Here is a 13331-nt window from a genome sequence, read left to right as displayed (position 1 = left end):
TGAGGGGAATATTTTAACTATATATCAAAAACTAACAGGGGAAATACTTTGAAATTTGAGCAGTCTGCAGAGAAATAAGCATTGTTTTATATAACTTAAAGATTCAAATGTTTTTTGTGTAACCAAGAAATGGTTAAAAATAAAGAAATATACCGTGTTGGGGTTTACCCTCAGCCTTTTTTTTAAGACAATATAGCGGCATTGAATGGTTATTCATCTTCTTCTTTTCATCAATCTATTAAAATTGGATTCTGATCTATGACGACCCCTTTAAACGAACGTCGTATTGCAAATGCAATTCGTGTATTGGCAATGGATGCTGTGCAACAGGCAAACTCAGGGCATCCAGGTGCTCCAATGGGGATGGCAGATATTGCTGACGTCGTCTGGCGTGAGTTTTTAAATCACAACCCAACAAATCCACAATGGGCAAACCGTGACCGTTTCGTTTTATCAAATGGCCATGGATCAATGTTGCAATACGCTTTGCTTCATTTAACAGGTTATGATCTTTCAATTGAAGATTTAAAACAGTTCCGTCAATTGCATTCTAGAACTCCTGGTCACCCTGAATATGGCTATGCACCGGGTGTAGAGACGACAACTGGTCCTTTAGGTCAAGGTATTGCTAATGCTGTTGGTTTTGCTTTAGCAGAAAAAACATTAGCTGCTCAATTTAATAAAGATGATTTAAAAGTTGTTGACCATTTCACTTACTGTTTCTTAGGTGATGGCTGTTTAATGGAAGGTATTTCTCATGAAGTATGTTCTTTAGCTGGCACATTACAACTTGGTAAATTGATTGCTTATTATGATGATAATGGTATTTCAATTGATGGTGAAGTAGAAGGCTGGTTCAGTGATGATACAGAAGAGCGTTTCAAAGCCTATGGTTGGCAAGTTCTTCGTGTAGATGGTCATGATGCTGATGCGATTCGTCAAGCGACAATCGAAGCAAAAGCTGAAACTCAAAAACCAACAATCATTATGTGTAAAACGATTATTGGTTTAGGTTCACCAAATAAGCAGGGTAAAGAAGACTGTCATGGTGCGCCATTAGGTAAAGATGAGATTACTTTAACTCGTGAAGCATTAGGCTGGAACGAAGAAGCATTTGTTATTCCTGCTGATGTATATGCTGCATGGGATGCAAAAGCAAAAGGTAGTGAGTCTGAAGCAGCTTGGAATGCGGTATTTGCACAATATCAAGCAAAATATCCAACTGAAGCAGCTGAGTTACTTCGTCGTATTAGTGGTGATTTACCAGCAGAATTTGCAGCACAAGCAGATGCTTTCATTCGTGAAACAAATGCGAAAGGCGAGACAATTGCAACACGTAAAGCAAGCCAAAATACATTACAAGCATTTGGTCCTTTATTACCTGAATTGTTAGGTGGTTCTGCTGACTTAGCGGGTTCTAACCTAACACTTTGGAAAGGTTGCCAAGGTATTCAAGAAAACCCAGCGGGTAACTATGTATACTATGGCGTACGTGAATTTGGTATGACTGCAATCGCTAATGGCGTTGCATTGCATGGCGGTTTCGTTCCTTACGTTGCAACATTCTTAATGTTTATGGAATATGCACGTAATGCAGTACGTATGTCTGCATTAATGAAACAACGTGTAATTCATGTTTATACACATGACTCAATTGGTCTAGGTGAAGATGGTCCAACTCACCAACCGATTGAACAAATTGCTTCATTACGTGGTACACCTAACTTAAATACATGGCGTCCTGCAGATACTGTAGAAACTGCAATTGCTTGGAAATCTGCTTTAGAACGCAAAGACGGTCCTACAGCTCTTATTTTCTCTCGTCAAAACTTACCATTCCAAACACGTTCTGAAGAGCAAATTCAAAACGCTGCAAAAGGTGGTTATGTTCTTGCTCAAGAAAAAGGCGAATTAAAAGCAATTATTATTGCAACTGGTTCTGAAATTTCTTTAGCAATGGAAGCTTATGCACAACTTGAAGGTGTACGTGTAGTTTCTATGCCATGTGCAGAAGAATTTATGAAGCAAGACGCTGCATATAGAGAAGCAGTTTTACCAGCTCATATTCGTGCACGTGTGGCAGTTGAAGCAGCTCATGTTGACTACTGGTGGAAGTTTGTTGGTCTTGATGGCAAAGTAATTGGTATGACAACTTATGGTGAGTCTGCACCAGCAAAAGATTTGTTCCAATTCTTTGGTATTACGACTGAAGCTGTTGTTGCAGCAGTAAAAGAATTAACTGCTTAAATATTAAAGTAGTGTAAAAAAGCGCTCCTATTGGAGCGCTTTTTTTATTTAAAATTTTAAATGCTAAGTTCTGTTTGGATACTAATCTGAGAGGTTAATAACTTATGAATAGGGCAGTTCTCGGCAACTTTTAATAAACGCTTGTGTTGGTCTTCAGTAAACTCGCCTTTGAGTGTGATTTTCCGTTCAATATTATTTTGGCCTTTCTCAGGTTCGCCATTTGGGTTTAATGCTAAATCCACTTGAACATGATCTAGCTTAATTCCTTTAAGATTCGCATACATTTCTAAAGTAATGGTAGTACAAGCTCCTAAAGCAGATAATAAAATCTGAACGGGGTTTGGAGCAGTATCTAGGCCACCTTTATCAGTTGGTTCATCTGCAAACCATTGATGTCCTGAAGGATCGGTGAGAGTTACCCGATATGGAGTAGAAGTACTTTGTGCTTGAGCAGTATTAGCCATGTTTTACCTTATTATGAATCAATAAATTTGAAGTAAAAATGAAATTCTAGAATTCGAACACGGTATGACAGTACCGCTACTTTATAATATGGTTTTTGAATAACAACTGTAACGCTTTTATTGTTGCATGGATGAAACATATCGTTTTATAAAGAATAGTGAATTAAATTACTTGATGTATACACTAACGACTATATCAATAAAGGATACGAAAAATGCATCTTAAAACATTAAGCTTCGGTTTGGCAGTAGCATTAGCTAGTTCAGTTACTTTAGCTGCACCAGTAGACTACAAAATTGACCCAACACATACAGCTACTGTTTTCTCATGGAATCACTTTGGTTTCTCTACTCCAAGCGCTAACTTCTCGGATATCCAAGGCGTAATTAAAGTTGATAATGCTAAACCAGCAAATTCATCTGTAAACGTGACTATTCCTTTAAGCAGCGTAAATACAAACGTGCCTGCTTTAGATAAAGAGTTCCAAGAAGAAGCTTGGTTTAATGCGGCTAAATACCCAAATATTACCTTTAAAAGTACTAAAGTTGAAACCAAAGACAAAAAGCACTTTAAAATTACTGGTGACTTAACTGTTAAAGGTGTAACTAAGCCAGTTGTACTTGATGCTGTTTTAAATAAGCAGGGCGAGCACCCAATGGCTAAAGTTCCAGCGATTGGTTTTAACGCTACAACTTCATTCAAGCGTTCTGACTTTGGTTTAGGAAGTTATGTGCCAAATGTTGGTGATAAGATCACTGTAAACATTACGACAGAAGCAACTGCCGCTAATGCAGCTAAAAAATAAGTTATAAGTTTTCTAAAAAGCCCTCAAATATGAGGGCTTTTTTATTTAGACTGGCTCTTTTTTATCTGGATCTATAAATACTAAAGGCGCTGAAGGATCGATATTTCTTTTCTGAGATTTTTCTCTTAAGAACTGGTAAGTAGGAACTTTTCTTTTTGCCTGATCGCGCAGTTTCTTTTTAATATAAAGAACCAGAGCAAAACATGTAGTTGCAACGGTTAGCATCATACCATTCATATAGCTCATAATTGAGCTTACATAACCAATGGTTGTTAAACGATGCATCATCCGCTCAACTTGGGTGCTACTTTCAATGCCGGTAATTGCCCAACTACATAGATGTTCACAGTTATTAATAATCAAATGATAGTGGTTTTCATGCATACGCGAACGCATGCGTCGAACGACAATCTTTCCTTTATAACGAGGTTTGTCATATGAACGGACATGTATTATTTTGCCGTGCGAGAATGCATCTATTGAGGTGATTTCAATTGGACGTTTTTTGATGAAATGAGCTAATCCGGAATAATGGATAACTCGACCTCTCCCTGCATATATACCATGATGGCTATAGCCGAGATGCTTTACGATGAGGTGAGCCCCTAAAGGGTAGCGTTTATTCGGTTGTTGCATGCTTACGCTGATCCAATAAAGTGTAAATGGCTTTTATTGAAAAGCTGCTAAACATTATAACCAATATCAGCAATTTGGAGTGTATTGATTACGTCGAATAAATGAGTTTGATGCATATCCAATCTATTTATATTTCTTGTATATAATTTAGTTACTTAATATGAAGGAAAAATGTCATGTCAGGTGATGTTAAATGAAATGGGTCGTCGGGTGCTTAGCTTTGTATGGGCTTTTGTTTCAGCCCGCATATGCTATAGATTACCAGCAAATTCAAACGGTAGAAGATGATCAATACGAGGTGGTTTCGATCAGCGATTTTAAAGCATTGCGCTTATTTTTAAAGAATCCTTATAATCAACAATACTATAAAAGCTTTAACACTATTCAGGAACAATTAAAACAATGTGAGCAACTTAGCTTTGCAATGAATGCAGGCATGTTTCATTTAGGGTTTTCTCCAGTAGGGTTGTATGTTGAACAGGCTAAGGTGATTCAGCCCCTAAATAAGAATAAAGGATTTGGAAATTTCTTTTTACAGCCGAATGGGGTAGTAGCTTGGAATAAAAAAAAGGCCTTTGTTTTAACTACACAACAATATAGCCAAAAAAACTTGAAAGTTGATTATGCAACCCAATCTGGGCCAATGTTAGTTATTGAAGGAAAGATAAATTCCCTTTTTTTACCAGACTCTCAATCAAAGAAAATTCGTAATGGAGTTGGTATTCGAGATAATAAACTCTACTTTGTAATATCGAAAAATAGGGTGAATTTCTATAATTTTGCCGAGTTTTTTCAAAGAAACCTTAAAGTAGAGCAGGCCTTATATCTCGATGGTTCTATTTCTAGTTTATATATGCAAAAGAACAATCGGAATGATCAGCAATTTCAAATGGGACCAATGGTCGGTTGGGTGGATGAGTCTAATTGTGCATTAAAGTGAAATATTAAAAAGCCAGTACAAGACTGGCTTTTTAATTAATGAATAGAGGGTTTTTGAGTGAGTTCATTTAACTCTTTTCGGCTATAACCACGGGAAATAAGAACTTTTTTAATTCCCTTAATGACATCTTCATCTGTTGCTTGTGCAAGTGCACTTAGAAGTTGTTCATTAGTTTTACATGAGCAGTCATTTTCAACACAAGCAGTTTGGTTTTTATGCTCGTTATGCTGTTGATCTGCCAAGAACAGCTTTTGCCAAAAACTCATAGAGCCTTCATATACAACCTAACATAGCTCGAAATATAGCCAATTTAAAATAAAATACAAGACTCTATAAGTGATAAATCCACCACTTGAACTCGAGAATTTTCGATGGGAATGCTTGAGTTAAACGAAATTATGACACACGGATGACTTGATATTTTTTGAAAATTTAAATACTTAAATAATAAAACTTTAAAAAATAAGGAGGTATATAACCTCCTTATTTAAAAATTTACAATGAAAGATTTTGTTTAAATCTTCTCAAGTAAAACACCAGACTCTACATGATGTGTATAAGGGAACTGATCAAATAAGGCAAATTTAGTCACTCGATGAGTTTGACTGAGCGTTTTTAAATTTTCATACAACGTATCGGGATTACATGAAATGTAGATAATACGTTCAAAACCTTGTAGAAGTTTTAAAGTCTCATCATCAATTCCTGCACGCGGTGGATCTACAAATACGGTGTCAAAGTCATAACTCTGAATATCAATATTTGCTTCTTGTAGACGACGGAATTCTCGTTCACCTTGATAAGCCTGAGTAAACTCTTCAGCAGATAGACGTGCTACTTGAATATTATCAATTTGGTTTTGTTCTATGTTCCATTGAGCTGCATAAACAGAGGATTTTGCAAGTTCGGTAGCCAATACTCGTTCGAACTTTAAAGAGAGCGGAAGTGTAAAATTACCATTACCACAATAGAGTTCTAACAAGTGTTTCTTTGATCCCTCAGCTGCATCGCATGCCCATTGCAGCATTTTTTTGCAAACTTGTGCATTAGGCTGGGTAAAGCTACTTTCGATTTGCTTGTATTTAAATGAACGATTTAAAAGTTCGAATTCTTCAACAACGAAATCATCACCAATAACAATTTTCTGGCCACGACTACGGCCCATAATCTTAATATCTAATTTATCGGCAAGCGCTTTAGCGGCTTGTTCCCATTCTTGATCCAATTTACGGTGATAAATTAGGGTAACCAATATTTCTCCGCTAAGTGTTGCGAGGAAATCAGCTTCAAATAAACGATTAGAAAGCTTAGGCTCAGCCTTAAGTTCTTCCAAAAGTTTTGGCATTAAATCATTGATGCTTTGATCTGCAATTGGAAACTCATCAATGCGTACAACGGTTTTTTGCTTGTCGTCATCGTTACGCTCAAACATGGCATAGAACATATCATTTTCTGTATGCCAGATACGAAATTCAGCACGCATACGGAAATGTTGTTCAGGTGATTCAAACACTTCTAATGTAGGTGGTGTAAATTCAGAAAATTGAGTAGTAATGCGTTCAATTTTAGCTTGAAGTTGTTGACGATAAGAAGAGGTCATAGACAAAGAAAATTTAGACAGAATCAAATAGTGAATGGTATCAAAAAAATTGAACTTACAGGAGCCAATTTTAACCAGATATGCATAAGAGAAAAGAGGTACCTAAACTAGAGATGATTTAAAACGCGATTAATAAAATCTGCTTTTATTGCTCTATATTGATCGAGGTCTAAATGGCTACACTGTAATTTTAATTGATTATATTCATTAACTAATGTGGGTGAATCTATAAGCTTGTTTTTAAAGGCTAAGAAAAAAGTGAATATTGAACCCGATACTACAATTTGCAAAGCAACATCATCGTCGCTGAGTGACTCGAGCATGCAAAGCTCATGTGTTCTTAGTGTATTTGGCTTTTCGATAAAGTTGAGTGTTTTTAGGCGTTCAATTGCGAATTCAAATTGCTCAGACATAACTTCAATATAAATATCTAAATCACCTTTTGAAATTGCATTCGGTATTGCAGATGAACCAATATGCTCAATTTTGGCAAATGGTAGAAGTGTGGAAATATCTTTTTGATATGAATTAAAAAGCTGAGCGCATCTTTGTTGATATTGTTCTGGTTCTAAAAAGACCATTATTCGAATCTCGAATTGATAAAGTTTATATATTTAAGAATAGATTACTCGATTAAATAAAAAAGCCCAAATACTGAGATTTGGGCTTTTTTTGAAAATTATCGATTAATCAGTCATTGTCATTAAGCTTGCGTTACCACCAGCCGCAGCTGTATTCACACTAATTGCACGTTCAATCACTAAACGCTCAAGTGGAATAGTTTCATTCGGCTCAACATGGGTAATACCAACAATTGCACCAGAACGAGTAGCAATCTCTTGCTGTAATGAGAAGATCTCTTCACGGTTACCATGATGTAAAACTGCATCAAAATCATCTGATGAGATGTTTTTAACTGTAGTAATTGCAGCAAGTACATCTTTTGGTAATGTTTGTTTGTATTTAGCCATGAATGGACTATTTGGCATTACGGCCGCTTGGCTACCCACTGCAAAAATTGCGAGCAACTGATGCAATTGATTCTGTTCTGTATCAGCGATAGAAAGAACACGATGACGCGGCAAAATAATATATTGATTACTTTCCCCAGTAGGGCCTTGTAACTCATAGAATTTACCAACACCAAATGGTTCGATATCACGATTTGCTTGCGGTAAATGCTGTTTCGCCCAATTTTGTAAGCTCAGATAAACCTCACGGTTAAAGCCTTCAAAAGCAGTTTGCTCAGTCTTCATGGCAAATGGTGTTGCCAATACTTTGTTTGAACAATGTTGCATTAAGCGATACATGTAAAGCGGACCGCCAGCTTTTGGACCTGTGCCCGATAAACCTTCACCACCGAATGGTTGCACACCAACGACAGCACCAACAATATTACGGTTGATATAAAGGTTACCCACTTCAGCATGCTGAATGACCGTTTGAATGGTTTCATCAATACGGGTATGTAGACCCATGGTTAAACCATAACCTTTGGCATTAATACGTGAGATCAACTGCTCAAGCTCACCATACTTATAGGTAATGATGTGTAAAACCGGACCAAAAACTTCACGTTGTAAGTCATCAAGGTTAGGAAGTTCAATTGCTGTTGGCACAACAAAAGTTCCTTTATCTAATTCTGTTTGGCTTGTTGCACCAAACATCAATTGATGTACTGGATAGCCTTTCGACTCCATTTTTTGGATATGTTGATCAATCGTTTGTTTTGCTTCGTCATCAATAACAGGACCAATGTCAGTTTTTAAAATTGCAGGGTTACCTACAATTAACTGTTGCATTGCACCTTTAAGCATTTTAATCACGGTTGCAGCACTGTCTTCTTGTACACATAAAATACGTAAAGCAGAGCAACGCTGACCCGCGCTATCAAAAGCAGAACTTACAACATCAAGTACGACTTGTTCAGTTAATGCTGATGAGTCCACAATCATTGCGTTTTGACCGCCAGTCTCTGCAATGAGAGGAATAGATTGACCATTTTCAGATAAACGTTTCGCAACAGTTTTCTGTAAAATTTTTGCAACTTCAGTCGAGCCAGTAAACATGATGCCATCAATACGGCTATCTTGGCTAAGCTGAGCACCTACTGTTTCACCGCGGCCAGGAAGTAACTGTACAGCACCATGTGGAATACCAGCTTCCCATAGAATCTGGACAGCTTGGGCTGCGATTAATGGAGTTTGTTCAGCTGGTTTAGCAATAACACAGTTACCACTGACTAATGCTGCAGCAATTTGACCTGAGAAAATTGCAAGAGGGAAGTTCCACGGGCTAATACAAAGTACAGTACCTAAAGGCTGAATAGCTGTATTTGCAGGAAGATTCTCAACTTGAGTTGCGTAGTAACGTAAGAAGTCTACAGCTTCGCGAACTTCTGCAATCGCATTGGCATAAGTTTTACCGCTTTCACGGCAAAGCAAAACCATCAATTCTTGAATGCGACTTTCCATTAGGTCAGCTGCACGTTTTAAGTATTGAGCACGCTGTTCTTTAGGCGTATTTGACCATTCTGATTGAGCTTGTTCAGCTGCATTAAGCGCAATTTCAACATGCTTAAGATCAGCTTCTTGCACATAACCAACAATTTCATCATTTTGTGCTGGGTTTGTAATTGCAACAGAATGACCTTGCTCTAACGACTCGTTATTTGCCAATAATGGATGACTTTGCCAAATACGATTACGTAATTCTTGAGCTGTGCTATCTAACGCTGCAAGTGGGGTGTCATTTGCTAAGTCATAACCTTTAGAATTTTTACGAAGCGTTCCGTACATATCTAAAGGTAGAGGAATAGATGGGTGTTTTAAGCCAACTGAACCTTCAAGCTTAGCTGCATGACGAATATCGTAAATTGGAGACTGGATAAGGTCTTCAACTTTAAGCGTTTTATCGGCAATACGGTTAACGAATGAAGTATTCGCGCCATTTTCAAGTAAACGACGAACTAAATAAGCTAACAACGTTTCATGGTTACCAACGGGAGCATAAATACGGCATGGTACGCCTAATTTATTTTGCTCACGTGGACCAACAACTTGTTCATAAAGCGGTTCGCCCATGCCATGTAAGCATTGGAACTCATATTGACCAGCATAATATTTGCTTGGATCAGCTAAATGATAGATCGTTGCCAATGTTTGGGCATTATGAGTGGCAAATTGCGGATAGATGAACTCAGGTGCTGCAAGTAATTTTTTAGCACAAGCGATATAAGATAAATCGGTATGTACTTTACGAGTGAAGACAGGGTAGTCATCCATACCTTCGATTTGCGCTTTTTTAATTTCGCTGTCCCAATATGCGCCTTTTACAAGACGGATCATGAGACGCTTTTGGCTGCGTTTAGCAAGGTCAATAATATAATCAACCACGAAGAAACAGCGTTTTTGATAAGCTTGAATTACGAAACCAATGCCTTTCCAGTTCGCAAGTTCCGGCTCGAAGCAAAGACGTTCAAGTAACTCAAGAGAAATTTCTAAACGCTCTGATTCCTCTGCATCAATATTTAAACCAATATTGTATTTTTTAGCCAAAAGAGCGAGTTCAAATACTTTACCGTAGAGTTCTTTGTGAACACGTTCAATTTGCGCACGTTGATAGCGAGGATGTAAAGCAGAAAGCTTAATTGAAATACCTGGGCCATCATAAACGCCTTTACCATTAGATGCTTTACCAATTGCATGAATGGCTTGTGTGTAATCGTTAAAGTAGCGTTCAGCATCATGCTCGGTTAAAGCTGCTTCACCCAACATGTCATAAGAATAGCGGAACCCTTTGTCTTCGAGTACTTTGGCGTGGTCTACAGCTTCTTCAATGGTTTCACCAGTCACAAACTGTTCACCCATCATACGCATTGCGACGTCAACGGCTTTACGAATAATACCACGACCACTACGTGCTAAAAGGCCAGTAAGTACACTTGAAAGACTAGTTTGCTTAGGGGTTTCCATCAGCTTACCAGTTAACATGAGACCCCATGCTGCAGCATTTACAAACATTAAGCTGCTTTGGCCAACGTGTTCTTTCCAGTTACCTTGATTGATTTTATCTCGAATAAGCAAATCACGTGTTGCTGAGTCTGGAATACGAAGTAAAGCTTCGGCAAGACACATAAGCGCCACGCCTTCTTGTGAAGAAAGAGAGAATTCTTGTAATAACCCTTGAACAATACCTGCTTTACCCGAAGAGGTCTTACGTTCACGTAAATTATTGGCAAGATTAAAAGCAAGATCATAAATTTTATGATCTAAATCATCAGATACCGCGGCAGCTTGTAATAGCTCTTCTACAGCTTCTGGTTCAGCACGTCGCCAAGCTGTATTGATGCGTTGTTCAAACTCACTTTTATCGTTGAATTCGGTGATATAGCCTTGGTGAGATTTATCCATTTGATGAAAAGTATCCATTGTGTTCATATCTGTTTCCGCCAACCAGCTCTCGTAAACTCATCTTGAGTAGAGAGGTTTAGATAATTTATCATTACAGAAGAAACACCGAATAACTCACTATATTTAGCCCATTTTTTAGAGGAAAATTCAGATGAATGGCCCAATTTTAAGCCTTGACCGCACTGATTTAAAAATTTTGGATATTCTTCAAACAGATGGGCGAATTTCTAATAGTAAATTGGCGGAACTTGTTAACTTGTCACCAACAGCAGTGATGGCCCGAGTTCAAAAATTAACGAAAGATGAATTCATCTTAGGATATGAAGCTAAATTAAATCCGGTTAAGTTAAACGCAAATTTTTTGGTGTTTGTTGAAGTATTACTAGATAAAACCACACCTAATGTTTTAGATGAGTTTATTGATGCTGTGGTTCACTATCCAGAAATTGTTGAATGTCATATGGTGAGCGGTGGCTTTGATTTTTTAATTAAATTACGAAGTGGCAGTATGGAAGAATTTAGACGTATTGCAGGGCAGGTGCTGTGGCAATTGCCGGGGGTAAAAGAGACTCGTAGTTATCCAGTCATGCAAGTTGTAAAAGATACTTCAAAAATTAAAATTAAAACCAAAAATAAATAAAGGGGCCGAAGCCCCTTGATCTATTTCATTGAATTATACGCTTTCTTTGTAGAGTTCATCTGCTTTTTCGAAGCGTCCAGTTACTGTTGTATTTGGCGCTTTAGTTAAAAGACTCACTACAATGATACTGATAAATGCAAGGATAAAGCCTGGAATAATCTCGTAAACACCTGTGTCTGCGAAAAGGTTTTTCCAGCCAATGACCACAACTGCACCAACGATCATACCCGCTAAAGCACCTTGTAAATTCATACGCTTCCAGAATAGCGACAAGATGATAAGCGGACCAAATGCAGCACCAAAACCAGCCCATGCATAAGCAACAAGACCAAGAACCTTGCTATCAGGGTTGCCTGCAAGAAAAATTGCGAGAAGAGCAATGGCAAGAACCATAACACGCCCAACCCATACAAGTTCTTTCTGAGAAGCGTTCTTACGAATGAAGCCTTTGTATAAATCTTCTGTTAATGCACTCGAACATACCAATAGCTGGCAGCTTAATGTACTCATCACAGCAGCTAAAATCGCAGCCAGAATGATACCTACAATCCATGGATTGAATAAGATTTTAGTCAATTCCATAAATACAGTTTCAGGGTTTTTGCTTACAACTGCTGCTAATTCAGGATGTTGCTGGAAGTATGCAATACCGAAGAAACCAGCGCCGACAGCACCAACTAAACACAAGATCATCCAAGTCATGCCGATACGACGAGCAGCAGGAATTGATTTTACAGAGTCAGCAGCCATGAAACGCACAAGAATATGTGGCTGGCCAAAGTAACCTAAGCCCCATGCCATGGAGGAGAGAACCGCCACAACACTTAAATCTGAGATGATGTTAAACGCATGCGGACGAGCAGTTTCAATGAGCGTAACGAAATGAGTCGTATCGCCAATTGCAAGGTAAGTCACAATTGGTGTTAACAACAGAGCAAAAATCATTAAGCCAGCTTGGAACGTATCGGTCCAGCTAATTGCTAAGAATCCACCAATACAAACATAACTGATAGTCGCGATAGCACTGAGCCAAATAGCTGTGTTGTAAGACATCCCGAATAAATTTTCAAATAGACGGGCGCCTGCTACCATGCCTGAAGCACAGTAAATTGCAAAGAAAACCAAGATGATAACGGCAGAGAAAATACGAAGTACTTTTTTCTGATCATCAAAACGGCTTGTAAAATAATCTGGCAAAGTCAGTGCATTATTTTGAACTTCAGTATGAACGCGTAATCGACCAGCAACCAGTAGCCAGTTAAGCCAAGCACCGATAATAAGACCAATTGCAATCCAAGCTTCAGATAAACCAGAAAGATAAATCGCGCCTGGTAAGCCCATGAGTAGCCAGCCACTCATGTCTGATGCGCCTGCGGATAATGCAGTTACGAAACTGCCTAAACTACGACCACCGAGAATATAATCTGAGAAGTCGCTTGTAGCACGGTAGGCAAATAAGCCAATGAGTACCATTGCTACGATGTACACCATAAACATGATGAGGGTGGGATCAAAATAGCTCATAATGGATGTGTGTCCTTATATCCATAATCCGTGATTGTAACCTAATCCAGGTCGCTGTTTTC

General features: G+C 38.2%; 11 protein-coding genes. 4 read left to right on the top strand and 7 right to left on the bottom strand.

Going from position 1 to position 13331, the window contains the following annotated elements; all coding sequences use genetic code 11:
* The first annotated feature begins 258 nt into the window (after nucleotides 1–258).
* Nucleotides 259–2247 carry a transketolase gene (tkt, locus tag KTI79_RS09275; RefSeq protein ID WP_031948143.1) on the top strand — a complete coding sequence of 663 codons (1989 nt, stop codon included), beginning with the start codon at nucleotides 259–261 and terminating at the stop codon, nucleotides 2245–2247.
* 56 nt (nucleotides 2248–2303) lie between these two features.
* On the opposite strand, the gene KTI79_RS09270 is transcribed toward tkt, so the two are convergent.
* Entirely contained in the window at nucleotides 2304–2711 is a 408-nt protein-coding gene (locus KTI79_RS09270) for an OsmC family protein (protein ID WP_032053767.1), read from the bottom strand.
* Between the two features lie 215 nt (nucleotides 2712–2926).
* Here KTI79_RS09270 and KTI79_RS09265 point away from each other — a divergent pair, with 215 nt between their 5' ends.
* Nucleotides 2927–3517, top strand: coding sequence for a YceI family protein (locus KTI79_RS09265; RefSeq protein WP_002121395.1), 591 nt, complete (start codon nucleotides 2927–2929; stop codon nucleotides 3515–3517).
* A gap of 45 nt (nucleotides 3518–3562) precedes the next feature.
* On the opposite strand, the gene KTI79_RS09260 is transcribed toward KTI79_RS09265, so the two are convergent.
* Nucleotides 3563–4153 (bottom strand): lecithin retinol acyltransferase family protein, encoded by a 591-nt coding sequence (locus KTI79_RS09260; RefSeq protein WP_032053768.1) that lies wholly within the window; start codon nucleotides 4151–4153, stop codon nucleotides 3563–3565.
* A 193-nt stretch (nucleotides 4154–4346) separates the two neighbouring features.
* On the opposite strand from KTI79_RS09260, the gene KTI79_RS09255 reads away from it, so the two are divergent.
* Complete coding sequence (locus KTI79_RS09255; protein WP_032053769.1) at nucleotides 4347–5093, top strand: phosphodiester glycosidase family protein; 747 nt, start codon at nucleotides 4347–4349, stop codon at nucleotides 5091–5093.
* 35 nt (nucleotides 5094–5128) lie between these two features.
* On the opposite strand, the gene KTI79_RS09250 is transcribed toward KTI79_RS09255, so the two are convergent.
* The 4 genes from KTI79_RS09250 to putA all read right to left on the bottom strand — a co-directional run bounded on the left by KTI79_RS09250 (nucleotide 5129) and on the right by putA (nucleotide 11132).
* The gene (locus KTI79_RS09250; RefSeq protein ID WP_000011679.1) at nucleotides 5129–5359 is read right to left on the bottom strand and encodes a hypothetical protein; all 231 of its coding nucleotides are present in this window, start codon (nucleotides 5357–5359) and stop codon (nucleotides 5129–5131) included.
* Nucleotides 5360–5607: 248 nt separating this feature from the next.
* The gene (gene trmA / locus KTI79_RS09245) at nucleotides 5608–6693 is read right to left on the bottom strand and encodes a tRNA (uridine(54)-C5)-methyltransferase TrmA (protein ID WP_086375774.1); all 1086 of its coding nucleotides are present in this window, start codon (nucleotides 6691–6693) and stop codon (nucleotides 5608–5610) included.
* A 107-nt stretch (nucleotides 6694–6800) separates the two neighbouring features.
* Nucleotides 6801–7274, bottom strand: a complete 474-nt coding sequence (locus KTI79_RS09240) for a GrpB family protein (protein WP_086375775.1) — start codon at nucleotides 7272–7274, stop codon at nucleotides 6801–6803.
* A 105-nt stretch (nucleotides 7275–7379) separates the two neighbouring features.
* Entirely contained in the window at nucleotides 7380–11132 is a 3753-nt protein-coding gene (gene putA / locus KTI79_RS09235; RefSeq protein WP_032053772.1) for a trifunctional transcriptional regulator/proline dehydrogenase/L-glutamate gamma-semialdehyde dehydrogenase, read from the bottom strand.
* Nucleotides 11133–11256: 124 nt separating this feature from the next.
* On the opposite strand from putA, the gene KTI79_RS09230 reads away from it, so the two are divergent.
* Entirely contained in the window at nucleotides 11257–11745 is a 489-nt protein-coding gene (locus KTI79_RS09230) for an Lrp/AsnC ligand binding domain-containing protein (protein WP_004792785.1), read from the top strand.
* A 33-nt stretch (nucleotides 11746–11778) separates the two neighbouring features.
* On the opposite strand, the gene putP is transcribed toward KTI79_RS09230, so the two are convergent.
* Nucleotides 11779–13269 (bottom strand): sodium/proline symporter PutP, encoded by a 1491-nt coding sequence (putP, locus tag KTI79_RS09225; protein ID WP_032003506.1) that lies wholly within the window; start codon nucleotides 13267–13269, stop codon nucleotides 11779–11781.
* Between the last annotated feature and the right edge of the window lie 62 nt (nucleotides 13270–13331).

Source organism: Acinetobacter sp. WU_MDCI_Abxd143 (assembly GCF_025514195.1).
GTDB lineage: Bacteria > Pseudomonadota > Gammaproteobacteria > Pseudomonadales > Moraxellaceae > Acinetobacter > Acinetobacter pittii_H.
The sequence above is the reverse complement of the archived record's forward strand: the minus strand, read 5'-3'. Positions and strand labels throughout refer to the sequence as shown.

Coding starts and splice junctions, on each gene's coding strand:
- tkt (WP_031948143.1), top strand. CDS start 259: ATGACGACCCCTTTAAACGAACGTCGTATTGCAAATGCAATTCGTGTA.
- KTI79_RS09270 (WP_032053767.1), bottom strand. CDS start 2,711: ATGGCTAATACTGCTCAAGCACAAAGTACTTCTACTCCATATCGGGTA.
- KTI79_RS09260 (WP_032053768.1), bottom strand. CDS start 4,153: ATGCAACAACCGAATAAACGCTACCCTTTAGGGGCTCACCTCATCGTA.
- KTI79_RS09240 (WP_086375775.1), bottom strand. CDS start 7,274: ATGGTCTTTTTAGAACCAGAACAATATCAACAAAGATGCGCTCAGCTT.
- trmA (WP_086375774.1), bottom strand. CDS start 6,693: ATGACCTCTTCTTATCGTCAACAACTTCAAGCTAAAATTGAACGCATT.
- KTI79_RS09230 (WP_004792785.1), top strand. CDS start 11,257: ATGAATGGCCCAATTTTAAGCCTTGACCGCACTGATTTAAAAATTTTG.
- KTI79_RS09250 (WP_000011679.1), bottom strand. CDS start 5,359: ATGAGTTTTTGGCAAAAGCTGTTCTTGGCAGATCAACAGCATAACGAG.
- KTI79_RS09255 (WP_032053769.1), top strand. CDS start 4,347: ATGAAATGGGTCGTCGGGTGCTTAGCTTTGTATGGGCTTTTGTTTCAG.
- putA (WP_032053772.1), bottom strand. CDS start 11,132: ATGAACACAATGGATACTTTTCATCAAATGGATAAATCTCACCAAGGC.
- KTI79_RS09265 (WP_002121395.1), top strand. CDS start 2,927: ATGCATCTTAAAACATTAAGCTTCGGTTTGGCAGTAGCATTAGCTAGT.
- putP (WP_032003506.1), bottom strand. CDS start 13,269: ATGAGCTATTTTGATCCCACCCTCATCATGTTTATGGTGTACATCGTA.